Annotated in this window: 26 protein-coding genes and 1 riboswitch; of the genes, 12 read left to right on the top strand and 14 right to left on the bottom strand. The window is 62.2% G+C overall.

Features of this window, described 5'->3' with window-relative positions; genetic code table 11:
• Window positions 1-173: 173 nt before the first annotated feature.
• The 3 genes from OO306_RS18020 to OO306_RS18030 form a co-directional block, all read right to left on the bottom strand.
• Window positions 174-2,678 carry a TonB-dependent receptor gene (locus tag OO306_RS18020; protein ID WP_265969504.1) on the bottom strand — a complete coding sequence of 835 codons (2,505 nt, stop codon included), beginning with the start codon at window positions 2,676-2,678 and terminating at the stop codon, window positions 174-176.
• An 84-nt stretch (window positions 2,679-2,762) separates the two neighbouring features.
• The gene (locus OO306_RS18025) at window positions 2,763-3,695 is read right to left on the bottom strand and encodes a FecR family protein (RefSeq protein WP_265969505.1); all 933 of its coding nucleotides are present in this window, start codon (window positions 3,693-3,695) and stop codon (window positions 2,763-2,765) included.
• On the bottom strand, window positions 3,692-4,213 hold the full coding sequence (locus OO306_RS18030) for a sigma-70 family RNA polymerase sigma factor (RefSeq protein ID WP_265969532.1): 522 nt from the start codon (window positions 4,211-4,213) through the stop codon (window positions 3,692-3,694). The genes OO306_RS18025 and OO306_RS18030 overlap by 4 nt, the downstream gene beginning before the upstream one ends.
• Window positions 4,214-4,579: 366 nt before the next feature.
• Between OO306_RS18030 and OO306_RS18035 the strand changes: the two genes are divergently transcribed.
• Window positions 4,580-5,173 carry a GNAT family N-acetyltransferase gene (locus OO306_RS18035; protein ID WP_265969506.1) on the top strand — a complete coding sequence of 198 codons (594 nt, stop codon included), beginning with the start codon at window positions 4,580-4,582 and terminating at the stop codon, window positions 5,171-5,173.
• Entirely contained in the window at window positions 5,170-5,529 is a 360-nt protein-coding gene (locus tag OO306_RS18040; protein ID WP_265969507.1) for a cupin domain-containing protein, read from the top strand. Before OO306_RS18035 ends, OO306_RS18040 begins: the two co-directional genes overlap by 4 nt.
• A gap of 379 nt (window positions 5,530-5,908) precedes the next feature.
• Here the strand turns inward: OO306_RS18040 and OO306_RS18045 are convergent, their stop codons facing one another.
• Window positions 5,909-7,042, bottom strand: a complete 1,134-nt coding sequence (locus OO306_RS18045) for an aminotransferase class V-fold PLP-dependent enzyme (RefSeq protein WP_265969508.1) — start codon at window positions 7,040-7,042, stop codon at window positions 5,909-5,911.
• A gap of 203 nt (window positions 7,043-7,245) precedes the next feature.
• On the opposite strand from OO306_RS18045, the gene OO306_RS18050 reads away from it, so the two are divergent.
• Window positions 7,246-7,743 carry a hypothetical protein gene (locus tag OO306_RS18050; protein ID WP_099429729.1) on the top strand — a complete coding sequence of 166 codons (498 nt, stop codon included), beginning with the start codon at window positions 7,246-7,248 and terminating at the stop codon, window positions 7,741-7,743.
• 40 nt (window positions 7,744-7,783) lie between these two features.
• On the opposite strand, the gene OO306_RS18055 is transcribed toward OO306_RS18050, so the two are convergent.
• Both OO306_RS18055 and OO306_RS18060 read right to left on the bottom strand, forming a co-directional pair.
• Complete coding sequence (locus OO306_RS18055; protein WP_265969509.1) at window positions 7,784-8,068, bottom strand: hypothetical protein; 285 nt, start codon at window positions 8,066-8,068, stop codon at window positions 7,784-7,786.
• A 13-nt stretch (window positions 8,069-8,081) separates the two neighbouring features.
• On the bottom strand, window positions 8,082-8,675 hold the full coding sequence (locus OO306_RS18060; RefSeq protein ID WP_265969510.1) for a hypothetical protein: 594 nt from the start codon (window positions 8,673-8,675) through the stop codon (window positions 8,082-8,084).
• Window positions 8,676-8,843: 168 nt separating this feature from the next.
• Here OO306_RS18060 and OO306_RS18065 point away from each other — a divergent pair, with 168 nt between their 5' ends.
• Complete coding sequence (locus OO306_RS18065) at window positions 8,844-9,563, top strand: tellurite resistance TerB family protein (RefSeq protein ID WP_099429732.1); 720 nt, start codon at window positions 8,844-8,846, stop codon at window positions 9,561-9,563.
• An 87-nt stretch (window positions 9,564-9,650) separates the two neighbouring features.
• On the opposite strand, the gene OO306_RS18070 is transcribed toward OO306_RS18065, so the two are convergent.
• Complete coding sequence (locus OO306_RS18070; protein WP_099429733.1) at window positions 9,651-9,884, bottom strand: hypothetical protein; 234 nt, start codon at window positions 9,882-9,884, stop codon at window positions 9,651-9,653.
• A 214-nt stretch (window positions 9,885-10,098) separates the two neighbouring features.
• Between OO306_RS18070 and OO306_RS18075 the strand changes: the two genes are divergently transcribed.
• Complete coding sequence (locus tag OO306_RS18075; protein ID WP_265969511.1) at window positions 10,099-11,004, top strand: alpha/beta fold hydrolase; 906 nt, start codon at window positions 10,099-10,101, stop codon at window positions 11,002-11,004.
• Window positions 11,005-11,024: 20 nt separating this feature from the next.
• Here OO306_RS18075 and OO306_RS18080 read toward each other — a convergent pair whose 3' ends face one another.
• Genes OO306_RS18080 through OO306_RS18095 form a run of 4 tightly spaced genes read right to left on the bottom strand, consistent with a single transcriptional unit; the run spans window position 11,025 to window position 15,976 of the window.
• Window positions 11,025-12,044 carry an iron ABC transporter permease gene (locus OO306_RS18080; protein WP_027596266.1) on the bottom strand — a complete coding sequence of 340 codons (1,020 nt, stop codon included), beginning with the start codon at window positions 12,042-12,044 and terminating at the stop codon, window positions 11,025-11,027.
• Window positions 12,041-13,009: an ABC transporter substrate-binding protein gene (locus OO306_RS18085; RefSeq protein ID WP_265969512.1), complete on the bottom strand. Its 969-nt coding sequence runs from the start codon at window positions 13,007-13,009 to the stop codon at window positions 12,041-12,043. Before OO306_RS18085 ends, OO306_RS18080 begins: the two co-directional genes overlap by 4 nt.
• Window positions 13,006-13,791 carry an ABC transporter ATP-binding protein gene (locus tag OO306_RS18090; protein ID WP_265969513.1) on the bottom strand — a complete coding sequence of 262 codons (786 nt, stop codon included), beginning with the start codon at window positions 13,789-13,791 and terminating at the stop codon, window positions 13,006-13,008. The genes OO306_RS18085 and OO306_RS18090 overlap by 4 nt, the downstream gene beginning before the upstream one ends.
• A gap of 46 nt (window positions 13,792-13,837) precedes the next feature.
• Entirely contained in the window at window positions 13,838-15,976 is a 2,139-nt protein-coding gene (locus OO306_RS18095; RefSeq protein ID WP_265969514.1) for a TonB-dependent siderophore receptor, read from the bottom strand.
• 107 nt (window positions 15,977-16,083) lie between these two features.
• Window positions 16,084-16,291, bottom strand: a riboswitch (cobalamin riboswitch).
• 267 nt (window positions 16,292-16,558) lie between these two features.
• Here OO306_RS18095 and nikA point away from each other — a divergent pair.
• The 6 genes from nikA (at window position 16,559) to OO306_RS18125 (ending at window position 22,914) form a co-directional block, all read left to right on the top strand.
• Window positions 16,559-18,085: a nickel ABC transporter substrate-binding protein gene (gene nikA / locus OO306_RS18100; RefSeq protein WP_265969515.1), complete on the top strand. Its 1,527-nt coding sequence runs from the start codon at window positions 16,559-16,561 to the stop codon at window positions 18,083-18,085.
• Between the two features lies 1 nt (window position 18,086).
• Complete coding sequence (gene nikB / locus OO306_RS18105) at window positions 18,087-19,028, top strand: nickel ABC transporter permease subunit NikB (RefSeq protein WP_099429740.1); 942 nt, start codon at window positions 18,087-18,089, stop codon at window positions 19,026-19,028.
• The gene (nikC, locus tag OO306_RS18110) at window positions 19,025-19,870 is read left to right on the top strand and encodes a nickel ABC transporter permease subunit NikC (protein ID WP_265969516.1); all 846 of its coding nucleotides are present in this window, start codon (window positions 19,025-19,027) and stop codon (window positions 19,868-19,870) included. The genes nikB and nikC overlap by 4 nt, the downstream gene beginning before the upstream one ends.
• A complete protein-coding gene (nikD, locus tag OO306_RS18115; protein ID WP_265969517.1) occupies window positions 19,871-20,641 on the top strand; it encodes a nickel import ATP-binding protein NikD in 771 nt (256 codons plus the stop codon).
• Window positions 20,638-21,495 carry a nickel import ATP-binding protein NikE gene (gene nikE / locus OO306_RS18120; protein WP_099429743.1) on the top strand — a complete coding sequence of 286 codons (858 nt, stop codon included), beginning with the start codon at window positions 20,638-20,640 and terminating at the stop codon, window positions 21,493-21,495. The genes nikD and nikE overlap by 4 nt, the downstream gene beginning before the upstream one ends.
• A 72-nt stretch (window positions 21,496-21,567) precedes the next feature.
• The gene (locus OO306_RS18125) at window positions 21,568-22,914 is read left to right on the top strand and encodes a sodium:proton antiporter (protein WP_265969518.1); all 1,347 of its coding nucleotides are present in this window, start codon (window positions 21,568-21,570) and stop codon (window positions 22,912-22,914) included.
• A gap of 11 nt (window positions 22,915-22,925) precedes the next feature.
• Here OO306_RS18125 and OO306_RS18130 read toward each other — a convergent pair whose 3' ends face one another.
• The 3 genes from OO306_RS18130 to OO306_RS18140 form a co-directional block, all read right to left on the bottom strand.
• Window positions 22,926-23,312: an NUDIX domain-containing protein gene (locus tag OO306_RS18130; protein WP_099429745.1), complete on the bottom strand. Its 387-nt coding sequence runs from the start codon at window positions 23,310-23,312 to the stop codon at window positions 22,926-22,928.
• Between the two features lie 288 nt (window positions 23,313-23,600).
• Entirely contained in the window at window positions 23,601-23,960 is a 360-nt protein-coding gene (locus tag OO306_RS18135; RefSeq protein WP_099454537.1) for a RidA family protein, read from the bottom strand.
• A gap of 155 nt (window positions 23,961-24,115) precedes the next feature.
• Window positions 24,116-24,886 carry an IclR family transcriptional regulator C-terminal domain-containing protein gene (locus OO306_RS18140; RefSeq protein ID WP_265969519.1) on the bottom strand — a complete coding sequence of 257 codons (771 nt, stop codon included), beginning with the start codon at window positions 24,884-24,886 and terminating at the stop codon, window positions 24,116-24,118.
• Window positions 24,887-25,167: 281 nt separating this feature from the next.
• Here OO306_RS18140 and OO306_RS18145 point away from each other — a divergent pair, with 281 nt between their 5' ends.
• Window positions 25,168-25,977, top strand: a complete 810-nt coding sequence (locus OO306_RS18145; protein ID WP_238216888.1) for a shikimate dehydrogenase — start codon at window positions 25,168-25,170, stop codon at window positions 25,975-25,977.

Genomic DNA, 25,977 nt, shown 5'->3' on the forward strand with positions numbered 1-25,977 from the left:
GGTCTCGCCGCAGCCATGTGATGTGCGGCGAGATTGCAGACCTGTACTGAACAGCAGTGGATGGCAGGTTTGGGTCGATAGCGGTCACTGGCGAATGGCTGCAATCGAACCCAAGCGGCCAGTTGGGGGGCTTTGAATCCCCCCTAAAGCGCTTCCTGAAAATCAGTTACCACTTACCAGAATGTGCCACGGAGAGTCAGCATGTGATTGCGCTCGTCGCCATACCAGTTACCCGACGCCGAAGAGCCTAACGTTGCGTAGTAGGTCTTGTCGAAGATGTTGTTGGCGTTGTAGGCCAAGGTCCAGTGATCATCGATCCTGTACTCGACCAACGCATTCCACACCGCGTAACCACCCTGACGGTAGTCATAGGCTTCGTTGCGCAACACGTTACCGGCGCTGTCGATCACACTGGCGGTCCCGCTGACTAGGTTGGCACTCTGCACGGTCACGCCACCACCGACCTTGAAGTCATGGAACTGGCCCGGCATCTGGTAGGTGCTCCACAGCTTGAACTGGTGCTTGGGGGTGATACTGCTGAACGCCGTGTTGTCCTGGCGGTTGCGGTTGTTGTTGTAGGTGTAGCCGGCCAGCACGTTCCAGTCCGGCAGGATCTCACCGGTCAGCTCCATGTCGATGCCCTTGCTGACCACTTCGCCCTGAGTAAGGTAGCAGCAGTTGCCACCGAACAGCACGTTGGTGAGCTGGTAGGCCGGATCGACCACCGCCTCGTTGTTTCGCTTGGTGTAGTACAGCGCAAACGAAGCATTCACTGCGCCATTGAACAGCTCGCCCTTGATCCCGGTTTCGTAGGTCTTGCCCTTCATCGCCTCGATCGAGCTGCCTGGCAGCGGGCCCTGCAGCTTGTTCTGCTGTGGTTTGTAGATCTCGGAATAGCTGACGTAGGTCGACCACTCGTCATTCAGGTCGTAAACCAGACCGCCATAGGGCACCAGCTTGGTGGGTTCACGTGTGTCGATGTCCGACTCGACGGTCCAAACACCATTGCTGCGGGCGCGGTACAACTGCTCGAACTTATAACGCTGGGCTCGGGCGCCGACGATCAGGTGCAGCGGGTCAGCCAGTTGCAGACGAAGTGTCGAGTACAAGCCGTATTGGGTTTGAGTGTTGGGGTTATAGTCACGGTAGAAGTCCTTGTTGGTCGGCGGCATCACCCACGGTGTAGAGCTTGGGTTGAACACGTTGATCGGGCCGCCGGACCCGGACGACTGCAGGGTGCCTTCCCATTGGCTGGTGATTTTCTGGTAGTCGATGCCCATGAGAAATTCATGCTGCAGGTCGAATGCCCGGAATTTGCCGGCGATGTTGGCATCCCAAAGCTTCTGGTCGCTGCGGTATTGGTTGACGTTGCCGCTCCAGGCCGGGCCATCAAGGGTGACCGGGTTGACCGAGCCGAAGTTGAATGCACTCTTGCTGAAACCCGAGTCCAGTGTTTGGGTGTAGGTGACGTTGGCTTTCCAGTCGTCGTTGAATGTGTGGTCGACCTTGGCGAACACTTCCTGAGAGCGGCCATCCAGATAGGCCCAGTTCTCGGTCAGGCTGGTGCTGCGCGATAGGCCCAGGTCGGCACCGGTGCTGTAGCGCGGCAGGCCAGTGCCGGAGCCGGTCTCGTGAATGCGCTCAGAGCGGCCGCCGACGGTCAGCATGGTGTCTGGCGTGATGTCGGCCTCCAGAATGCCATATACGATCGGCTTTTCAGTGGCACGGTCGTCGAGCATGTACTGACGGTCGGTGTAGGCGGCGACCAGGCGACCACGCAGCTTGCCATCGATGCCCAACGGCCCGGTGACGTCGAACTGGGTGCGGTAGTTGTCCCAGCTGCCAGCCGACATGTCGACCTTGAGTTGATAGGTGTCCAGCGGTCGCTTGCGCACCAGGTTGATCATGCCGCCCGGGTCACCGGTGCCACCGAACAGGGCGGACGAGCCACGCAGCACTTCAACGTGGTCGAACTCGACCATGTCGTAGTTCTTGTTCGAGTAGAAGCTGCCTGACGTGGTCCCCAGGGCCATCGGTGCAGCACCGTCAATCTGGATGTTCTCCACCTTGAAGCCGCGCGAATAGAAGTCCGAAAGGCGGAAGTTGTTGTTCTTCACCGTGATGCCGGGGGTAATCTTCATGGCATCGGCAAGGTCGGTCATACGCTGTTCTTCGATGACCTGGTTGGTGATCACCGACACCGATTGTGGTGTCTGCCGCAGGCTTGTCGGGGTCTTGGAGCCGATACTGACCTTCTCGGTGGTGTATGAGCCGGTATTCTCGGTCATCATGCCCATGCCCTGGCCTTCGATGAGGGTACTGCCCAGTTCCAATGCAGGTCCGCCGTCATTCGTCAGCGGTTGTAAGGACCAGTTGCCATCGACGGCCTGCGTTGCTGTCAAACCAGTGCCCTCCAGCAGCAAGTGAAGTGCCATTTCATCAGACATCTCGCCGTTGACGGCTTGTGCCTGTTTGCCTTCGACCATGTTCGGTGTGTACGGCAGGCTGATGCCGGATCGCTCGGCAAAGCGGTTTAACGCCTGGCCCAGCGGTGCTGCGGGCAAGTCGTAGCGCTGTGCAGGTTGCTGCGCCTGAGCCATTTGGCAGAGGCTCGACATCGTGCCAATGAAGATGGCCTGGGCAAGCAAGGCGGGACGATAACGGGATTGCAGATCCATCGAGTTGCGGCTCCTGAAAAATGCGGGCTTTTTCTTCTTGTCGAAAGAGCCTGCTAAACCCCGTAAACAACCCGGCAGTTTTTTTCAGGCGGGAACGATGCGCACCCACAGCGACGTACGCCAGACCAGGCGTACAGGCAGCGTGTGGGTCAGGGTGCGCAGGGCATTGTCGGTATCGTCTAGCTGAAATACGCCAGAGATCTTCAGCCCGGCCACGGCCGGGTCGCAGCCCACCCAGCCCGCACGTTGGCGCCCTAGTTGATCGAGCACGGCCTGCAAGGGCATGTCCCGGGCGATCAACACGCCGCGGACCCAGGCGGAGCCTTCGAATGTCGGCCGTTCGACAAGTCGGGAGCCGGCACTGTCGATCCGCCATTGTTGCCCGGCTTGCGCTCGCGCTGGCGCCTGGCCCGGAAGCTGAACAGCAACGCTGCCTTGGTCAACGGTCAACCGTGTGTAGCCGTTTTCTTGGCAAAGGTTGAACGCTGCGTTCGTTGTCTCGTAGCGCCCTTGCGCCGTCGTCACGCAAAGCGGGCGCTGCAACGCGTCGAGGGCCGTTTGTACGTACGCCTGCCCTTCCCGCAGTAAGATCCGGCGCCCGCGCGAATCGAGCCTTACATCCATGGCACTCCTGCTGTCGAGTTGCACCGTACTGCCGTCGGCCAGTGCGAAGCGGCGTCGCTCGCCGGTGCTGGTGCTGTAGTCGGCGAAGCTGCGGCGCCAAGGCGACTGCTGCAGGGCACCACCCGCCATGCCCAAGCCAAAAATGCCCAATCCGAGCGTCTTGATCGCCGTGCGGCGCCCCTGATTACCCAGCGTACTAATTGCGACACCGGACGGTAGCTCGCGCGCGAGCGGGAAACAGGCTTGAGCCTCTTGCAGGGCTTGCCAGCGCGCCTCATGCGTCGGATCCGCCTGGCGCCAAGCCAAGCACGCTGCACTCACGCTCGGAGCATGTTGCGAGGACTCGAGTTTCACCAGCCAGTCGATGGCTTGGTCGAGCACCTTGTCTGTCATGGTTCGAGTGTAAGCTGGTAACAGTGACGAATAGCCTTGGCCATATACTTCTCTACGCTGCTCAGGCTGACCCCCAGGCGGGCTGCGATATCTTGGTAGCTGAGGCCCTCCAGGCGCGACAGCAGAAACGCCATGCGTACCTTCGGTGCAAGGCCGTCAAGCAAGGCGTCGATCTGCATCAGCGTCTGCAACAGCATCAATTGTCGCTCAGCAGAGGGCGCTTCAGCCTCCGGCAACTGCGCCAACGCCTGTAGATAGGCCGCCTCAAGCTTCTGCCGGCGATAGCGGTCGATCAACAGCCCTTTCGCTACACTGCTCAACCAAGCCCTAGGTTGGCGCAATCCAGCAAGCTGCTGCGGGCGCAGAATGGCATGCAGGAAGGTGTCCTGTGCAACGTCAGACGCATGATCACCGAAGTGATGCCGGCGTTGCAGCCAACTGAGCAACCAGAGGTGATGATCACGGTAAAGACCGGCGATGCGCTCGCGTGTTTCAGGTGCGATAGCTGGGGAAGGCAACACGATCGTTCCTCGCGTCCATGATCAGAATGGAATGCATCTGCTAATCATTCGCAATGGTACAGGGTTCCAAGGGGGACTCTCAAGGGGCTGATCAACCACCGACTACAGCACGCTTTTGTGCACGCACATGTCCGGCCTCAGCGCGCCCCGCTTCTTGCCTCACCCCTCCGGCATTTGCACGATCGATTCCCCAGGCCTGAGCCATTAGACGGCCACCGGCCTTTGAGCATGGGCAGCGTCGCATGCCGTGCTGACGGTGTTCGCCCAGAGCATGATGGGAACCGTTGAACCCGCCTAACCTGCCACCCTTTCAAAGGCGTAATCCTTGAAAACTAACCACCCGATCCCATGGGAGCACTGTACATGCCTATCGACTTCAGGCCCGCTCAAGCCTCGGATGCGCACGATATTGCGCGCTTCTTTCAACTGACATCGGAGGGCATGGCCGATTACATATGGAGCAAGCTTGCCGCACCCGGGGAAGCATTACTGAGTGTCGGCACATCTCGCTATGCCAGGGAACAGGGCGACTTTTCCTATAAGAACTGCCTGATGGCCATTTTCGAAGGGCGCGTCATCGGCATGATGCATAGCTATGCCTTGCGCGAGACCCCTGACAGGCCTGTCGAGACAGACCCGGTCCTCGCGCCTTATGCCGACATGGAAATACCCGGCACCTTATACATATCCAGCCTGGCCCTGGATGAGGCCTGGCGCAGCCAAGGGCTGGGCGTCCAGTTTCTTCGCCATGCTCAGCAACGCGCTGAGGACTCTGGCCTGGATGGGCTATGCCTGATCGATTATGCAGAAAACCACGGTGCACGCCGCTTCTACGAACGTCACGGTTTTCAAATTGTTAAAACCTGCCAGATCGTTCCGCACCCGATGCTGAGCGTAACCGGTGAAGCCTATTTGATGTATCGCCCTACCCACAACGTGCTCGAGAAAAAACCATGAACAACAAACTGACCGTGTTCCGCGAACTGGATATCCAACCGGTGCGCGACCTTCCCTTTTTTGAAGAGGTCGTGGAAGGCACCCCTCATACGCTGACGTCCAAGTACTATCACGATGAACAGCAAGGCCGCATTTCCGGAGAATGGGAAGCCAGCACCGGCGCGTGGCGCATCGACTACAAAGTGTGGGAGTTCTGCCATGTCCTGAGTGGACGCTGCGTCATCGAGCTTGAGGGCAGCGCCCCCGTCACACTGGCCGCTGGCGACACGTTCATTATCGAACCGGGCGCCAAGGGCAAATGGACTGTGCTGGAAGACATGAAAAAGAACTTCGTGATCCTCTTGCCCGCGAACTAGGCACCGGGTAGCGTTTCATCGAGCGCAGCGCAAAGCCAGTTTGCATGCTTGCCTGCTGGCGGCGCTCGAATGTTCTTTGGCAGGCCACAACAGCCCTATTCAGTGTCTGCTTTGGGTCGATTGCGGTCAGTCGCGACCGGCTGCTTTCGACCCATAGCAGCCAGTCATGTCTGAGGTGATCTTTGTGGGAGCGGGTTTACCCGCGAACACGGGCGAAGCCCGTGCCATCCTCCGCGTTGCCTGCTTCGCGGGTAAACCCGCTCCCACAATAAATGTTGGTGAGTCCAACGGCAGCCATGGGTCGATTGCAGCCGCTCGCTAGTAACCCCTTTCGACCCCTAGCTGACAGCCGTAGCCGTGCTGCAGCCAAAAGGAGGGCTCAGTTCACCATCACTTCGTCCAGCGCCCGTTCAAGAGTGCTGACCGTGCGCTCGATATTGTGCAGTTTTTCGAGCCCGAACAGACCGATACGGAAGGTCTGGAAGTCGGCCGGCTCATCACATTGCAACGGCACTCCGGCGGCTATCTGTAGGCCGTGTTCTGCAAATTTCTTACCGTTCTTGATGTCGGGATCATCGGTGTAGCTCACCACTACACCCGGGGCCTGAAAGCCGGCTGCGGCCACGCTTTTGATGCCTCTGCCGGTCAACATGGCGCGGACGCGATCGCCCAGCGCCTGTTGTTCATCGCGCACCTTGTCGAAACCGTAGGCTTGCATCTCGCTCATCACGTCGTTGAATCGCGCGAGAGAATCGCTGGGCATGGTCGCGTGGTAAGCATGTCCGCCCTGTTCGTATGCCTGCATGATCTGAAGCCACTTTTTCAGGTCGCAGGCAAAGCTGCTGCTATGCGTCTGCTCGATGCGCTCGAGGGCCAAAGCACTGAGCATCACCAGCGCGCAGCAAGGGGAGGCGCTCCAACCTTTCTGCGGTGCGCTGATCAGCAGGTCGACTGCGCACTTGTCCATATCAACCCAAAGCGTGCCTGAGGCGATGCAGTCCAGAACGAACAGCCCCCCCACTGCATGCACAGCGTCGCCAATGGCCCGCAAGTAATCGTCGGGCAGGATAATCCCGGATGACGTTTCAACGTGTGGTGCAAAGACAATCTGCGGTTTGTGCGCCTCAATGGCCGCTAACACTTCGTCCAGAGGCGGGGGCGCGTAGGCTGGCTGGCGACCCGTGTCGATCGGTTGGGCTTTCAGCACCGTGGTAGCCGCCGGAATGTTGCCCATCTCAAGGATCTGGCTCCAGCGATAACTGAACCAACCGTTGCGGATCACCAGGCACTGCTGGCCGGTGGCAAACTGCCGCGCTACCGATTCCATCCCGAATGTACCGCTACCCGGCACTACTGCAACAGCCTGAGCGTTATAGACCTGTTTCAGGGTGCTGGAAATGTTCTTCATCACGCCTTGAAATGCCTGCGACATATGATTGAGCGAGCGGTCGGTGTAGACCACCGAATACTCGACCAGCCCCTCAGGATCAATACTTGGATATAGCTTTGACATGCGGTGACTCCTTTGGCAGAGATGTCATTGGTATGGACCCAGTCCTAAGCCTTGGCAACTGAGAAGTTAGAACATGGCTCGGACGGAGGTCGTTCACGTCCGGTTAGTCGACAGCAGGCGGTGGTGACTGTCTGCTATCACCCCACCCAACAAGCCATTAAGCTACCGCACTGTCTGACCGCTCTCTCAGGACGAGGCCAACCATGTTCGATCACCCGACCCACCCCGAAATCGCTGAATGGTTTACCCAGTTCAATGTCCCTGAGGTGTCCTACAGCGTCTGCTCCATTGACCTGAGCAATGAGCCGCCCGAGCACTGGTTTTACAAACGCAAGAAGTTGCGGCCTGAAAGCCTGAAACTCGATCTGCACATCCCGGCCAACGGTAGCTGGTGGGTCGACCTGTCGCGTCATGACAAGCTCTTCAACGTCCAGTGGCGCCCCAACGATGACCTGCGCATCGAGTCGCAGCAACTGCGCTACCGCAAGCAGATCAAGTGGCCCCGCCTGCACAACCTGATGGGCTTCCCCTTGCTGGTCGAACAGTTGCAGCAGTGCCTCGAGGTGACCTTCCTGCGCCATGCCAATATAGGGGCGCGCTTGCTGGAACCCGAAGCGTTAGCGCGCAATCCAGAACTACGGCAATGGCTGGCACCCTGTGCCGACACTTTTGGCTGGAACAGGCGAATGCAGCCGGAATAACAGGGCCGTGCGATTCACTTACGAGCACAAGCATCGCCCGCTACCCATCAATCCGATCAATCTCTTCCTGGCTCAGCGCACGCCAATCAGCCGGCAAAATCCCGTAATCGGCGCGCGCGGACTCCAGGGCCTGCGCCAATGACAGCATTAGGTGATCGCCTTCAACCTGTTGAGCGCCGTAATCGATGAAGCGAATCTCCAGATAAACCGGCGGGTCCTGCCCTCCTTCGACCTCAAGACCAAACAGCACGATGGCTGTTACGTTGGGACGATATTCACAGGGTCGCCGCACCTTGGCGAACAGGTACACGGGCTTTTCCGTCATTCGTTCAACTCCGTTACATGCCCGGGTACAGACCCGCAGGGGGGTGGTAGTCGGGGTCTTCGAAGCGACTGTTACTGTAAGTCGTTTTGGCCGTTGGCCCGCTGTGGGGGTACGTCACTTGCGGGTTGGGGACGAGGTGCCACCCGGCGCCGTCTTTGTCGCGCTCAACCAGCGTCGGATACAGCGTGCAGATACCGCCTGAACCGGAGGTCAACCTGAACTGATAGTAGCGCCCTGCCTGGGGCGTGAACTGAGTTACGACCATGCAGGATTGCGTACGCGGCCCCTCCCAGAACATGCCCACCTGCGTTTTGATACCGGGCCTGACACGGGTTTCGAAGTAGTCGAACGTCAAGTCCTGCCCGGCTTTGGGCATGCCCTGGTCCTGTGTATTGATGAACGGCAGCGGACCGGTGCGGATCACGCCGCCCGAGCGCACGCCGTTTTCGTATTGGTAAATAGTGGCATGCTGCGTGAAGTTGACGACGCGAACCCACGCGGGATCCGGCTCGTTTTCAGGCGCGACGAAGTAATCGGTATGAGGTAAATATTGGCAGCCCGCAAACAACGGCAGAAGCAGCAAGCAGCGTGCAGTACGTATCGACATGGCGCATGTCCTTTGCAAAGTGCCTGTACAGACCACACGAGCGGGGATGCATTCCCTAGCTGCTTCAAGAATGTCACCCTTAGCCGTCGGCCAAACGGTCATGGCGAATCGCCTTGAGGGGGCTATCGTTGCTTGTCTGGGCAACGACTACCGACCGAGGGCGGGGCGATGAACACCAGTGATCTTCTTGAACAGTTACTCCGGGCCGGGCAAGGCTCGCAAGCGCAACAAGGCAGCGGTGGCCTGTCATCGCAAGATGGCCTGGGCGGTTTGGGCGGCTTGCTGGGTGGTTTGCTTAACGGCGGCAGTGCCGCGGGTGGCGGCGGTGGCCTTGGCGGTCTATTGGGCGGCCTGTTACGGGGTGGCGGCAGCGCTGGCGGCGTTAGCCAGGGGCGCGCCACGGGTGGCACCAATTACGCGGCCCTGGCGTCGCTGGGCATGATGGCGTTCCAGGCCTATCAAAGCTGGCAGCGCAGCCAGGCGGCAGCCCCGCAACAGGCCATGCGTACTGTCGATCAATTGTCCGGCCCCGAGGCCGAGGGCCACAGCCATGCAATATTGCGCGCGCTAATTGCGGCAGCCAAAGCTGACGGGCGCATCGACGAGCAAGAAGAACAGTTGATCTACGCAGAAATCAAACGTCACACCAGCGACCCGCAACTGCAGCAGTGGCTGGATGACGAAGTCAGCAAACCCCTCGATGCTGCCGAAGTGGCACAGTCGGCACAGGACCCGGCCATGGCTGCGGAGATGTACCTGGCCAGCGTGATGCTGGTGGATGACCAGCAGGCCGCAGAGCGGGCCTACCTTGATGAACTGGCCAGCGCTCTGCAAATCGACCCGACCTTGCAGGTGCACCTGGAACAACAGGCCAAGGGAGCCGCCTGACCGGGCTGAGATGCCTGCGCGATTTCATTAACCTGAAGCCCGCGCAGGCATGGCCCCGAGCGTAAACAGCCTGTGAGGTTGTGCTGTTTAGCTGTCACCTTCCTGCACACTGACCCTCACGCCCGTGCTAGCGATTTCGTATTCGGATTCCGATATCTGCCGCACGGCCCCACCGAATTGCATTTCATAATGCACCGGACCTTCATGCCGAATCATTCCATTGGGCGAGCGCTCAACGGTCTCATCCTGATAAATGTTGATCACGTAGACCACATTATCCGTACCCACCCCAACTTTTTTTCCAACGTATTTGTCCGCCATATCCTTACGCCTTGAGTGAAACCTCACAGCCGCTGCACCTGGGATGCAGACCGTTAAAGCCTGTGCGCAATGGCGCAAGCGGTCTGTGCGCTACCGTACAGACGCTTCGAATTAGATAGCTGCCGCAGGCTAATTAGACAGGCTGGATGGTATCCTCCAGCGGTTTTACCCCGTTGGCAGTAGCGGACGGCGAACAGGACAAAAGGAAAATGTCATGCGTACACGCACCCTCCTCGCGGCATTCGGCGCCGCGTTCACACTGCTGTCAGCCCCGGCATCGGCCACCCAGCCGGCGCCCGTGACGCCGACACAGGTGAACAAAGACCGCATTTCGGTAACGGTCGAAGGCAGCGGCCCTGATGTGATCTTGATCCCAGGTTTGGCGTCTTCCCGCGAGGTGTGGCGTGATCTGGCCACCCGCTTGCAGCGCAGCCACCGCCTTCACCTGGTACAGGTCGCAGGTTTCGCCGGCGCACCTGCGGTGTCCGACTCGCGTGGAGAAGTCGTGGCGCCAACGGCCGAGGCCATCGCTGACTACATCCGCACCCAGCACCTCAAGGCCCCGGTCATCATTGGTCACTCGTTGGGTGGCGAGGTGGCGCTGATGCTCGGCGCGCGTCACCCCGATCAGGTCGCGCGCTTGATGGTCGTCGATGCCCTGCCCTTCTACACACTGCTCATGAACCCTTTCGCAACCCGCGAGACAGCCGAACCGCAGGCGGCTGCATTCCGCGATTCGCTGCTGGCGTCAACGCCTGAGCAGGCTGAAGCCCTGCAGCGTGTATCCATTGCCCGCTTGGTAAAAAGCCAAGCAGCCCGGCCTGTGCTGCTTGCGGCGGCGACAAGCTCGGATCGGCAGACCACGGCCCAAGCCACTTACGAACTGATGACCACCGACCTGCGCCCAGAGCTTGATCGCATCCAGGTGCCGGTCGAGGTCGTTTATGCCTATGACCCGGTGTACGGCATCCCCGCGGCCAATGTCGAGGCGACCTTCCGCAACGCCTATGCCAATACCCCGCACATCAACTTCACGCGCATTGACGACAGCTTCCACTTCGTCATGCTCGACCAGCCAGAAGCGTTCGCCAACGTGGTCACTGATTTCCTGCAGCCCTAGCGGGCGCCTGCCACCGCCGTTCAGCGCTTGAGCAGGGCAATGAAAAACAGCCCGCCAAGCGCTGCGGTGGCAATGCCGATCGGCAGGTCTTGCGGGGCGATCAGGGTGCGTGCAGCCACGTCTACCCAGACCAGGAAAATCCCCCCCAGCAGTGCACTCACCGGCATCAGCCGGCGGTTTTCCGCCCCCACCAGCGCCCGCGCCATGTGCGGTACCATCAAGCCGACAAAGCCGATGGCACCGGAGAGCGATACCAGCACACCGGTCAGCAACGAGGTGCAGGTGAACACCTGCAGGCGCAGGCGTCGGCCGCTGAAGCCCAGGCTCACTGCGGTCTGCTCACCGCTCATCAGCGCATTCAGCCCGCGCCCCATGACCTGCAAGGCCACCAGCCCCAGCACCACGCAAAGCGCCGGCAACCAGAGGACATGCCAACGCGCCGCCCCCAAGCCTCCCAGCATCCAGAACACCACCGAGGCGGCGGCGTGCTGGTCGCCCGTGTACAGCAGCAGGTTGACCACGGCCATCAACACGAACGACACGGCGACGCCCGCCAGCAGCAGGCGGTCGCTTTCCATGCGGCCATGGCGCCGCGCCACGGCGATCACCAGCAGCATGCTCGCCGCCGCGCCCATGAACGCCGCCAACGGCAGGCTGAAGGCGCCGATGAATTCGCCGAGGTAGAGCATCACCAGCACCGCCCCCAACGCCGCGCCGGAGCTGACGCCCAGTAGGTGCGGGTCTGCCAGGGGGTTACGGGTCACGGCCTGCAACGCCGTGCCGACCAGCGCCAAGCCGGCCCCCACCAAGGCCCCCAGCAACACCCGGGGGGCGCGGATCAGCCAGACGATCTGCGCCTGGCTCTGGGACCACTCGCCTGGCCCGGCGATGCCCAGTTGCTGGCCGACGATCCCGGCCACGTGGGCCAGCGGTACCGATGCGGGGCCGAATGCCAGGGCGATCAGGCACGACACCAGCAACAGTGCGCTCAGCATCACGATCAACCACCGGTAGGCCACGGGGCTGTGCCCGACCCTCATTGAAGGGCACCTTGGAACAGCTGCGGATGTAGGGCAGCAGCCAGCTTCTCGATGGCCAGGGCGTTCTCGACAGCGGGCGTTACCTCCAGATAAGTCAGCACGATGAAGCGCTGCTCACGAATCGCCTGCACGTCTTTCAACGCCGGCTGGCGCAGCAAGAAATCGCGCTTCTGCTGCCAACTGCTCGGGCCATAGTCGACGATCAGAATGACCTGCGGGTCGCGCTCCACCACACTCTCCCAGTTCACCTGGGTCCAGCTGGCAGACACGTCGTCCATCACATTGCGACCGCCTGCCGCCTCGATCAGGGCCTGGGGTACGCCCAGCCTTCCCGAGGTGGTCGGGCGGTCTTCGCCACTGTCGTACAGAAACACACGGGGCGTAGGCTGCGCGTGTTCAACCCGGCGCTGCACGTCACCGATGCGCGCGCGCATGTTCGCGATCAAGGCGTCGGCCTGGGGCTCGACGGAAAAAATCCGACCTAGATTGCCCAGGTCGCGATAAACGTCATCCAGCCTGGCCCGTTGCTGGGCCATGACCCACGAACACGACTCGCTCAGCTCGTACACCGGGATACCGAACGGCGCGAGGGTGCTGGGCGTGACCGGCCCACCGACCTGCATGCCGTAGTTCCAGCCGGCAAAGAACAGGTCGGTTTCAGCCGCCAGCAAGGTTTCGATGGCAGGGTAACGGCTGGCCAGCGGTGGTACGCCCTGCAGCGCTGCATCCACCCACGGGTCGCGGTGCTTGCTGGCAGTGAAGCCGGTGTAGCCAATGATGTGCTCGCGCAGCCCCAGGTGCAGCAGCATGGCGGTCATGTTCACGTCGTGCACCACGACCCGCTGCGGTGGCTGGGTGAACGTTATGTCGCGGTCACAGCTGCGCACGCTCAGGGGGTAATCGCTGGCCATCGCAGGCAGCGCGGTCAGCAACGCCAACAGGCCGATCAGGTAGCGGACAGTCATGTTCGGGTGATCCAGGTAATGCGTGGGTAGGGATGCAGAGGATGCGGGTCGACCAGCGCCTCGACGCCGAAAACCTGCAGCAGCAGCGCGGGGGTCAGCACCTGCTGTGGCGTACCACAGGCGACGATGCGCCCGCCGTCGATGACGTACAGCCGATCGCAAAACGCAGCCGCCAGGTTGAGGTCGTGGAAGCTGGCCAAAATGCTCAGGCCCAGGCCACGCAGGTGCTGAAGCAGCTCCAGCTGGTAGCGTGGGTCGAGGTGGTTGGTTGGCTCGTCGAGTAGCAGCAGCTGTGGCGTCTGCACCAGCGCCCGGGCCAGCAGAACGCGCTGTTTCTCGCCGCCAGACAGGCTGGCAAAGGCCCGTTCGCCCTCGCCGGCAAGGCCAACTTGCGCCAGTGCCTGGGCCACTTGCCGGGCGTCCTCGGCCGTGTCGCCGTCGAACAAGCCCTTGTGCGGTGCGCGCCCCATCGCAACGATGTCGCCAACGCTCAAGCCAAACGCATCGGGAAACTCCTGCAGCACCACCGCGATGCGTTGTGCGCTCCAGCGTGCGCTGCGTTGCCAAAGGTCATCACCGCCAAGGCGCACACGGCCCTCGGCAGGTTCGTTGGCACGGTAGGCGCACCGCAGCAGGCTGGTCTTGCCGCTGCCATTGGGGCCGATCAAGCCGACGAACTCGCCCTGCTCCACCCGCAGGTCCACACCCTGCAGCAGCGGGCGCGGCGGCTGTCCCCGTTCAAGCAGGGCCCAGTCCAGGGCCTCGATGTGCAGTTGCGTCATGGGCATCACCTCCAGGAAGCACCGGCCAGGGGCCGGTGCGACAGGCTCAGAAGCTGTAGTCAGCCGTGACGAAGAACGAACGCGGTTCGCCCAGGTACCACTGCCGGCCGTTGTTACCCGTGGTGGTGGCGTACTGGCGGTCGAACAGGTTGTTCAACTGCAGGCCCAGGGTCAGGTCCGGTTGCACGTGCCAGTCGATGTTGGCGTCAACCACGGTGTAGCTGGGCACCTCGACGGTGTTGGCGTTGTCGGCGTAGCGGCTGTCGACATAGCGCGCCCCGGCGCCGGCACTGAAGCGTTGGCCGAAGTCTTTGCTCAACCACAGGTTGGCGGAGCGGCGCGGCACGTTGATCGGCTGGTTGCCGGCGTAGTCGTTGGCGCCACTGGCAAACTCGTCATACTCCGCGCGCACCCAGGCGGCGTTGGCCGACAGCTGCACGTCATACGGCAGGCGCAGTTCGAGGGTGGCCTCGATGCCGTCCGACGACTGTTGGCCGACCTGCTGTTGCAGCGTGGGGTTGAGCGGGTCGGTGCTCAGCAGCTTTTTCTTGACGATGTGATACGCCGCCAGGGTCCACTCGCCTCGCCCGTCAGGCAGCATGTGCTTGATGCCGGCTTCGGTCTGTTTGGCGGTGCTCAGGTCCCATTGCTGCTGCGCGGCGTTGAGGGTGAGCAGGTTGCTCACACCTTCGGTACTGGTGGCGTACTGGCCATAAACCGACAGGTCCTCGGTCAGCGCGAACACCAGGCCGGCGCGCCAGTTGTCGCCAGACAAGCTGCGATCGGTGCGGGTATCGGCATCCAGGTCGTCGCGGTTCAGGTGCACCTGGTCGCGGCGTGCACCGGTGATCAACGACAGGCGCTCGGTGAGTTGCGTGCGGTTTTCGGCGAACAGCGAGAATTGCTTGGCCTGGTTGGCTTCGCGCGAGCGGTAAGGGTCGTTGCTGATGTACTCGCCCCCACCGGAACCGGACAGCGGCACGGTATCGGTCAGGGTGTTGCCGAAGTCGTGCTTGCGCACGAAACGGATCGTGTTGTAGTCGGCGCCCACCACGGTCTGGCTGTCCAGGCCGAACAGTGGGTGTTGCAGGGTGAACGACTGGCGATCGCCAAGCTGTTCCTGGGTCTGCTTGATGCTGATGAAGCTGCTGCGCCGCACCTGGTCGCCTGGCAGCCAGGTGTAGGTCTCGGCGTTGCGCCAGCGGCGCTGGGCCTTGAGGAAGTACAGTTGGTTACTGGCGGTGAGGTTGTCGTTGATTACCCAGTCGGTGACTAGCCGTGTGGACTGGTCGTTGTAATGCACTTCGGCGTTGTCGACGTTGTAGTTGTGATCGCGCAGCGACTCGCGGTAATGCCCGTCCACCAACGGCGTCCCCATGTACTGCTGCGGGTCTTGGTCTCCGTAGTCGTGGCTGAGGGTGAAGCTCAGTTCATCGCTGGGCTGCCAGCGCAGCGCGCCGCTGATGGCGAGGCTCTGCGAATCGCCCCGGTCGACCCAGCCGTTGCTGGCCAGCTTGTTGAGGTTCAGGCGGTAGCTCAAGGTGTCGGTCAGCGAGCCGCCGCTGTCCAGGGCCATCTGCCGACGGTCATCCGAGCCGTAGCCCAGGCGCAGGTGATTGCGGATTTCGCCTTCAAAGGGCTTCTTCGGCACGACGTTGACCACCGCACCGGTGGCGCCCTCCCCGTACAGCACCGAGGCCGGGCCGCGCAGCACATCGATGCGCTCGACCGACCAGGTATCGACCGGGAAGGTCACTGTGCCGGCGCCCACGTACAGCCGGGTACCGTCGTACAACTGCATGGTCGAGCTGTGCCCGGTGAAGCCGCGGGCCGACAAGGCCGTGCCGCCGTTACCGGGGGTGCCGATGAAGGTGATGCCGGGTGAACGGGTGACCGCGTCCTGCACCGTGGCGTTGTTGCGCTTGAGGATTTGCTCGGCACTGATACTGGTCACGCTGGCTGGGGTTTCCAGCGGCGTCAGGCCAAGCCTCGAGCCACTGGTGCCTGGGGTATGCAGGTCGGGCTGAGGGTTGTGCTCGGCCGTGCCGGTAATGTCCGTGGCCGGTAGCGCCAGGGCGTTGTCCGCCTCGGCGGCGTGGGCGGCAACAGAGAGAAAAACACAGGGCACCAGGCTGGCGTGCAGCAGCGTACCTGGCAGAGAACTGAACAGCGAATAACGGGACATGTCGTTCCACTTGAAGCAGGAATGAAAGAATCCCGGGGGAACAACGCAAAGAGGAATCGCGGGCGAGCACGCCCACGGAAATCGGCCTGCGCCCGCCCACCGCGGGTTTGCCAAACGATGCTTCAGGCCGGTCTCCGGGCTCGCGAGGGTCATGAAGCCTTCACCTTCCCATGCCAGGGCACAGTGGTGTCTTGAATGCTTCGCTCGCATACCGTTGCGGGGGCAGCGCCGGACTGATCATCGAACGATGACGAACCGGCTTCCCGTTTCACCCCATGCACGGCGGCAGGGGGCACCTGAAACAGGCGCGCAGATGACCATCAAAAGCCCGCTACGTCAACCGGCTTGTGGCAAACAGGTCGCCTGAGCTCGCCACTTCAGGCCCTGGGCGAACGCGTCACGGTTCAATCATCGCCAGGGCTTTCTACTGCCTTTTCTGGCGCGGCATTTTGTAACGTTCAGTAAGAAGTTTTTGCATGGACATCATTCCCACCACTCTTTAGCCTTACGCCTCCGTCGAAGTGGGGACCCCGTGTGAAGCAGCAGTCAGCTAAACGAAAGCCCGCCCTCTGGGGCATTCTCATGGTCGCCGCGAGCCTCTGCGCACACGCAGAAAGCACACCCCAACAAAGCCCGACGCTGGTGTATTCCTGGCCCGTTAACGCAGGCCCACTCGACCCACGCGGCTACTCGCCCAATCAGATGTACGCCCAGGCCATGGTGTATGAACCGCTGGTGCGTTACACCTCGGCGGGCACTGTAGAGCCGTGGTTGGCACAGGCTTGGCAAGTCTCCGACGATGGCAAGACTTACACCTTCAACTTGCGAGATGGCGTGCGCTTCAGTGACGGCACGCCATTCGACGCTGCAGCTGCCAAGGCCAACCTGGATGCCGTCCTTGCCAATAGCCAACGCCATCGCTGGATGGAGCTGGTCACCACCCTCGACCACATCGAGGCCCCTGACCGGCTGACCTTGCGCCTGGTGCTCAAGCACCCGTACTACCCAACGTTGATGGAACTGGCCCAAGTGCGCCCGCTGCGCTTCGGCTCCCCGCAGGCCAAACCTGGCGAACCCGCCGGCACCGGCCCATGGATGCGTATCGAATCGCGCTTGGGCGAGTATGACCGCTTTGCCCGCAACCCCTTTTACTGGGGCGCAAAACCGGCCTATGGCGAGGTGCGGGTAAACGTCATCCCTGATCCCAACAGCCGCGCGCTGGCCCTGCAGGCCGGCGAGCTCGAGCTGATTCAAGGGGCCGCCGGCGAGATTACCGCCGGCACGTTCGTGCGCCTGCGCGACCAAGGCTTCGCCACCGCCCTCTCGGCACCGCTGGCTACCCGCACCCTGGCGATGAACACCGGGCATGGCGCCACCCGTGACCTGGCCGTGCGTCAAGCGATCAACCAAGCGGTGAACAAGCAGGCCATCATCGACAAGATTCTGTATGGCCTCGAGCCCCGTGCCGATACCCTGTTCGCCAGCAACATGCCCTATGCCGACATCGGCCTGAAACCCTACGCCTACGACCCTGCCCAAGCCGCCCGCGAACTTGACGCTGCCGGCTGGACCCTGACGGCAGGCGCAACGGTACGTAGCAAGGCCGGTGAACCGCTGTCGATCGAACTGGTATTCCTTGGCACCAGCGCACTGCAGAAGAGCCTGGCCGAAGTGCTGCAAGGCGAGCTGGCTAACGTCGGCATGCGCATCGAGCTGCGTGCGGTCGAAGAAGGTGGGCTGGTCCGGCGCCAGCGCGATGGCGACTTCGGCATGATCTTCGCCGACACCTGGGGAGCGCCCTACGACCCGCACTCCTTTGTCAGCTCCATGCGCTATGCCGGCCATGCCGACTACATGGCGCAGCGCGGTTTGGCGATCAAGGACGAACTGGACCAACGCATTGGCCAGGTACTGGCAAGTACCGACGCGCAGCAACGCGCCGAACAGTACCGGTTCATCCTCACCACCTTGCATGAGCAAGCCGTGTACCTGCCGATTTCCTACCTTACCGCCATCAGCGTTCGCCGCGACTCCGTTGCCCATGTGCAATTCGGCAGCACGCTGTTCGACGTGCCGTTCGAAGCCATGACACCGAAGCAGGGAGACTGACATGCTGCGCTATATCCTATTGCGGCTGGCACTGCTGGTACCGGTAATGCTCGGTGTTTCACTGCTGGTCTTCGTGCTGCTGCACCTGGGTAGCACCGACCCGGCACTGGACTACCTTCGCCTGTCGCACATCCCGCCGACTGACGCGGCCATTGCCGAAGTCCGCCATACCTTGGGCCTCGACCGGCCGTTGTTTGAGCAGTACCTGACCTGGCTCGCGAAGGCCGTGCAGCTGGACTTCGGTATTTCATACCTCACTGGGCGGCCGGTGCTCGACGACCTCCTTTACTACCTGCCCGCCACCTTGCAACTGGGCGGCCTGGCCCTGGCCTGCACCCTGCTGCTGTCGATTCCGCTGGGCCTGGTGGCTGCGCGCTGGCAAGGGCGCTGGCCCGATCACGCCGTTCGCGCGGTGACGTTCCTGGGTGTCTCGATGCCCAACTTCTGGTTGGCGTTTCTGCTGATTGCGCTGTTTTCCCTTTGGCTGGGCTGGCTACCGCCACTGGGCCGCGGCAGTGCCGGGCATCTGGTGATGCCGGTACTGGCGATTGCCCTGATGTCGATGTCGATCAACGCCCGCCTGCTGCGGGCAAGCCTGCTGGAGGCCAGCGGCCAGCGTTATGTTACCTACGCCCGTGCCCGCGGGCTGCCCGAGCGCCGGGTATGGCGCGACCACGTGCTACGCAACGCCTGGCTACCCTTCGTCACGGCCACCGGTATGCACATTGGGGAATTGATCGGCGGGGCACTGGTAATCGAGACCATCTTCGCCTGGCCCGGCGTCGGCCGCTTCGCGGTGTCGGCGGTGCTCAACCGCGACTTTCCGGTCATGCAGTGCTTCACCCTGCTGCTGACAGGCCTGCTGATGGTCTGCAACCTGGTGGTGGATGTCTGTTATGCCTGGCTCGACCCTCGCAGCCGTCTTGAAGGGGTCGACGCATGAGTGTACTGGCCATCTTCCGTCGCGCTACGCTGGCCGGCCAGGCCAACCTGATAGCAGGGCTGGTACTGGTCAGCGTGCTCTGCATGTTGGCCGTGTTTGGCCAATGGCTTGCCCCGCACGACCCGGACCTGGTCGACCTCGGCCGACGCCTGCTGCCACCGGACAGCAGCCACTGGCTGGGCACCGACCACCTTGGCCGCGACGTGCTGTCCCGGTTGATCGTCGGCACACGGCTGTCGCTGGGTAGCGTAGTGCTGACACTGGCGCTGGTGCTGTTTCTGGGCCTGCTGGTGGGCGGGGTGTCCGGTTTTGTCGGTGGCAAGGTCGACCTGCTGCTGATGCGCCTGTGCGACATGTTCATGACCTTCCCCACGCTGGTGCTGGCGTTCTTCTTCGTCACCCTGCTGGGTACTGGCCTGAGCAACGTGATCATTGCCATCGCCCTGTCGCACTGGGCATGGTATGCGCGCATGGTGCGCGGCATGGTCATCGCCCAACGCGGCCGCGAATACGTGATGGCATCACGCCTGGCCGGTGCTTCACGTTGGGCACGGCTGCGCCAGCATGTGCTGCCGAACATTGCCGGCCCCTTGCTGGTGCTGGCCACGATGGACATCGGGCACATGATGCTGCATGTCTCGGGGCTGTCCTTCCTCGGCCTTGGCGTCACCCCGCCCAGTGCCGAATGGGGGGTGATGATCAACGATGCCAAGGAGTTCATCTGGACCCAGCCGCAACTGCTGCTGTTACCCGGGCTGATGATCTTCTTCTCGGTAATGGCGTTCAACCTGCTGGGCGATGCGTTGCGTGATCGCCTGGACCCATCCCAGGAGGCTCATTGAATGCCCGTGTCGACGTTACAGCTCAAAGGCCTGTGTATCGAAGGGCGTGCTGGCGTGTTGGTGGACGACGTCGACCTGCAGCTGCGCCGAGGTGAAGTCTGTGCCCTGGTCGGTCACAGCGGATCGGGCAAATCGCTCAGTTGCCTGGGTTTGCTTGACCTGCTGCCGCCAGGCCTGCGCCGTACACGCGGCCAGTTGCTGCACGATGGCAAGCCATTGGCGGCCGATCAGGTGCGTGGGCAGCTTGCCAGCCTGATCCTGCAGAACCCACGCAGTGCATTCAACCCTGTGCGCAACATGGCTAGCCATGCCCAGGAAACCCTGAAACTGCGAGGGGTCGTCGGCAGCGCTGCACATGCGCGGATGGATGAATGCCTGGAGGCCGTGGGGTTGGATGACCGCAGTCGGGTCTTGCAGTCGTTCGCGTTCCAGCTTAGCGGTGGCATGTTGCAGCGCATGATGATCGCCCTTGCGCTCATGGCCGAAAGCCCCTTTCTGCTAGCGGACGAGCCCACCAGCGACCTCGACGCCTTGAACCAGGCGCGCTTTCTCGACCTGCTCATGAAGCTGGTGCAGCAGCACAGGCTTGGCGTGCTGTTGGTGACCCATGACATGGGGGTGGTTGCCCGCTGCGCCGACCATGTCGCGGTGATGGAAGCAGGGCGCGTCGTCGAGCGGCAAACAGTGCATGGCCTGTTCGATCAACCGGCCAGCGCCACCGCCCGCACCCTGCTTGAAGCCCATCAGCTACTAAACGGGAGCCAGCCATGAGCCTGCTGCACGTTAACCAACTCGGGCATGGCTACCGTTCCGGAGGGCTACTGAGCAGACGCGGCTGGCTGCAGGTGCTCGACGGCATTGAGCTTGAGTTGCAGCCCGGTGAGTCGCTCGGCCTGCTCGGCAGCAGCGGCAGCGGCAAGAGCACGCTTGCCCGGTTACTGCTGGGCCTGGAGAAACCCGCGTGTGGCCAGGTGACATTTGCCGGCCAAGAGGTCAGCCGACTGCGCGGCGGTGAGGCCCGTGCTTTCTTGCGCGCCGTTCAGTTGGTACTCCAGGACGCGCCCAGCGCGTTCAACCCGCAACGCAGCATCGGCTGGAGCATTGCCGAGCCGTTGCGTCACCTGAGCGAGCTGGACGAAGCTGCACGCAACGCCCGTACCGTGGAGCTACTAGAGCACATGGGCCTGCGCAGCGAGCATGCCGAGCGCCTGCCGCACCAACTCAGTGGTGGCCAGCTGCAGCGCGCCAATATCGCCCGCGCGCTGGCCATCTCACCCAAACTGGTAATACTGGACGAGGCCTTGTCAAACCTGGACCGGGTGTTGCAACTGCAGCTTCTGCAGCGCCTGGACGCACTTCGACGCGAGCACGGCACCGCGTTCTTGCTGATCACCCATGACCTGAGCCTGGTGCGCTACTTCTGCCAACGGGTGGTCGTGTTGGACGCCGGGCGTATCATCGAGGAGCGTCAGATAGACGGTAGGCTTTCGTTCGATCACGCCGTTGGCAAGCAGCTACAGGCCGCAGTACTGCCGGTGCGCCCAACAATACGCGAGCCTGAGGCAGGGTCGCCCGCCGCCTTGTCACCTGCGGCAGTTCGGGCGACGACTAGACTGAGTGTCTGACCCAGCCGGTGGCTAGCAAAGCTGCCTGCCTGCGCCAGCCCCAGAGCCCGACGCCGTGGAGGCACTGCGCACATGAGCTTCATCGTCTGGGTGGCCATGCTCGGCGCAGTCTTGTTGCTGCTGGCGTTGACCTCCTCTTACCTGCGCTGGATCCCGGTCACAACATCGGTCGTGTGCCTGGCGCTGGGCGTCGCGCTGGGCCCCGGTGGCCTCGGCTTGCTGCAACTCGAGCTGCCCGATGCGCACGGCTGGATGGAGCACCTGACCGAGGTCGCCGTGCTGTTTTCCCTGTTCGTCAGCGGCCTCAAGCTGCGCCTGCCGCTGAGCAGCCGCAGCTGGCGGGTGGCGGTTTTCCTGGCTGGGCCGGTCATGCTGGCTTGCATCGCCGGGGTCAGCCTGGTGCTGCATTACGGCCTGAACCTGGGCTGGGGGGTGTCGGTGTTGATCGGCGCCATCCTGGCCCCGACCGATCCGGTGCTGGCCACCTTGGTCCAGGTCAATGACGCGCAGGACTACGACCGCGTGCGCTTCAGCCTGTCGGGTGAGGCAGGGCTTAACGATGGGGTCGCCTTTCCGTTCGTAATCCTGGGCTTGCTGCTTGTGCAGGGCGCAGCAGGCAGCCAATGGCTGACTGACTGGTTGTGGCAAGACGTGCTGTGGGCGGTGCCCGCCGGCTTGCTCAGTGGCTACTGGATGGGGCGCGGCCTAGGGCACCTGACCCTGTACCTGCGCACCCGGCACGAGGACAGCACCCTCTCGCCCAACGACTACCTGGCGCTGGCGCTGATCGCGATGGCTTATGTGGTGGCCGACCTGATCCATGGCTATGGGTTTCTCGCGGTGTTCGCTGCCGGGCTGGGCCTGCGACAGGCCGAAGTGCACGCCAGCCCCACCCCGCAAGCGCCTGCAGAACACCTTGTGCAGCCTGTGGTCGGCCACCAGCATGTCGCCCCGGAGCACGCGGTCAAAGGCGATATCGCCGCGCTGGAAGACACGCAGGTCGCAGCCGGCATCATGCTGGGCGACATGCTCTCGTTTGGTGGGCTTGTGGAGCGGGCGATGGAGGTGTTTCTGGTGACCTTGCTCGGTGTCGTGTTGATCGAGCACTGGGACTGGCGCGCACTGACCGTAGGCGCGGCGCTGTTCGTGTTCATTCGGCCATTGAGTACGCTGATCATCCCAGGGCGTGGCTTGCTGGACCTTCGCCAGCGCGGCATGCTGGGCTGGTTCGGCATACGCGGAATCGGCAGCCTTTACTACCTGTTCTACTCGGTAAACCACGGCCTGAGCGCCAGCGATGCCACGGCCATCACCAACCTCACGCTGTCGGTAGTGGCGCTGAGCATTGTCGTGCATGGGTTAAGCGTGCAGCCTCTTCTGTCGCGTTATGAAGCAGGCCGGAAACGCCGTGACGGCTAGCGTGACTCGGGTCAAGCACACAGCGCCGGCAGTTCGCTACGCAGCAGTGCCGCAGCGGCGGGCTTGAGGAGGGAGGTATTCAGTGCATCGCGCTCAATCCACTTGCAAGCGACGATCTCGTTTTTCGGCACCGGTTTATCCTGATCGTCCAGCTGAAGGGTAAAAATGTAATGGAGGGTGTTACCGACTTGCAGCGTGCACAGCGCCACCAGGCGCTCACGGCATATCCCTGTTTCCTCTTTCAGCTCTCGGCTGGCGGCGTGCAACGGTGCCTCATTCGTGCCCACACCGCCCCCCGGAAAGCCCCATTTCCTGGCCTTTCTACGCACCAGGAGTATTTTGCCACTGCGAAAGCACAGCACCGTCGCTCTGCTCCTGAGGCTGCTCCTGTCAGACATGTCTACCTCCTACTTACCAAAACACTGCCCTGCGCTCGCAAGCGGGTAGCGTTATTCACATGGATGCGAATATCACGCCACTTTCAAAGCAGGCAGCTAGCCTTGAGAAAGCGTGGCCCGGGCGGTAGTTCCGTTCGGCGGTAGAAGATTGTCCAGGCCTGTCGGCAATGAAGGCACCTCGGTGCATGGCACCGGCTTTGCCGGTGATCGCAGGCAAGCCAGCTCCTACAGGCAAGCACTGCTCTCAAGGGCAGCGTTGTACCTGCGCGTTGGCTTGCCAGCGGGCGGTCAAGCGTCAGGGAGCGCTGCGATAATCGAGATTTCGACCAGCACGGCAGGGTCATACAACTTGGCCTGCACCGTCGCACGCGCTGGCGCACACCCGTGCGGCAACCACTGGTCCCACACCTGATTCATGCCCGCGAAGTCGGCATCGATGTCTTTGAGGTAAAGGGTTGCGGACAAAATCCGTGTCTTGTCTGTGCCGGCCTGGTCGAGCAGTCGCTCGATGTTCTGCAAGGTTTCACGGGTTTGTTGCTGCACATCGCCCGCAAAATCGTTGGCAACCTCACCGGACAGGTACACGGTGCCTTGGTGCTTGACCACAAGGCTCATGCGAGCGTTAGTGTGCAGGCGTTCGATCGTCATCTGAAATATCCTTATCTTGTTGTTATATAAATAAAAAGATTGTGAAGCATGCGTAGGCGATTGCTGCATCTGACGGGCACGATAAGGCTCGTCAGCTAGGCCCATTATCCACAATTGACGTTCAAGCTGTAGCCCGCTGGCTGACAGCGCAGCAATCAGCCCACCACCGGCTTCAACAACGCTTGCGCCTCGTAGAGCGGTGGCAGGTAGCGCAGCCGTATCTCGTCGACGCTCAACCGCGAGGCGTGGGTGGTGATCGTCAGCGTCGCCTTCAGCTGGCCGCTACGGTCCAGCAGCGGTACCCCCAGCACGCGCATGCCGATTTCGTATTCCTGGTCGACGATGCTGTAGCCCTGCTGGCGCACGCGCTGCAACTCTGCTTCCAGCAGCGCCCGATCGGTCTGGGTATAGGGCGTGAGCGGGCGGAGCGGGTTGCGTGAGAAGTAGTCATCGCGCGCGGCTTCCTCCAGCGCCGCCAGCCAGACTCGCCCGCCGGCGGTGCAGTACATCGGCACCCGCGAGCCGGGCCTGATCGACAACGAGGCGATGTGGCTGTAGCGGCTGCGCACCAGGTGGATGATTTCATCGCCGTCACGGGTGCCGACCGAGACATGCTCCTGGGTCTGCCGCGCCACCTGCTCGACGATGGGCCGCAGCATGCGCGGCAACTGTGCCGAGTCCACGTAGGCCTGGCCGATGCGCAGCGCCTTGGGCGTGAGCCAGTACTGGCGGCTGTCGGTGTCGGCAAAGCCTTCGTGTACCAACGTCAGCAGGAAGCGGCGCGCGGCGCTGGGGGTAAGGCCCGATTGCCTGGCTGCCTGGGGCACGGTCAGGCGCGGCTGATCGACGCTGAACAGTTGCATCAATGCCAGGCCTTTCTGCAAGCCCGCGATAAGGTCGCGGGGGTGGATATCGGGTTGATTCATTGGGGTTCTCCAGTGATGCGCGAGCCCGGGTAGGAGCAGCCTTGTGCTGCGAAGAGGCCGGTGGCAAAACCCTCGATCTTCACTGTTTTTGCTGGCCTCTTCGCAGCACAAGGCTGCTCCTACAATGAGAGAGCGTATTTCTGACGGACATTTTTCAGCATTGCCCGCCAATAATCGCTACCTGACTGCGATTATCGCACTACCCGCCCGACAAGCGCATTTCCCCGCGCCCTGCACCCGGTCACCCTTGCTGCACAACAACAGCAAGCACGGAGGTCAACATGATTCGGGGTTCGACAGAACTGGTCGCCATCGTCGGTTCACCCATCGCCCAGGTGAAATCGCCTGAAAACTTCAACACCTGGTTCGCCAGCAATGGCTGCGACCTGGCAATGCTCCCCATCGACCTGCAAGAGACTGCACTGCAAGCCTTTGTCGGCAGCCTGCGCGGCTGGCAGAACCTGCGCGGTTGCGTGGTCACCGTGCCCTACAAACAGGCACTGGCCGCACGCCTGGACGGCCTCAGTGCGCGCGCCGCCGCACTGGGTTCGGTCAACGTGGTGCGCCGCCACAGTGACGGCCGCCTGCTCGGCGACAATGTCGACGGCGCAGGCTTTCTTGGCGCCGCACGCAAACAGGGCTTTCAGCCAGCAGGCAAACGCGCGCTGGTGATTGGTTGTGGTGGGGTGGGCAGTGCAATCGCCTACGCACTGGGCGAAGCGGGCGTGCGCCAGATCACCCTCAGCGACCCCAGCGCTACCCGCGTTGGCGCGCTTTGCGAAGTACTCGGCACGGCCTTCCCCAGTCTCGAAATCGCCACCCACTACCGCTCGCTTGAAGCGTTCGACCTGGTGGTCAACGCGTCGCCGGTCGGCATGGGCAGCACCGATGAGTTGCCGCTGCCGGCGCCGATGCTGGCAACCCTGCAACCCTCCACGTTGGTTGCCGACGTGGTCACCTCGCCAGAAATCACCCCACTGTTGCAGCAGGCACGCGACCGGGGCTGTGCGATCCAGACTGGCCCGCAGATGGCCTTTGCCCAACTCGGACACCTCGGCGCCTTCATGGGCGTCACCCCGCTGGAGATCTGA

It is taken from the genome of Pseudomonas sp. DCB_AW, assembly GCF_026240895.1.
GTDB classification, from domain to species: Bacteria; Pseudomonadota; Gammaproteobacteria; order Pseudomonadales; family Pseudomonadaceae; genus Aquipseudomonas; species Aquipseudomonas kermanshahensis.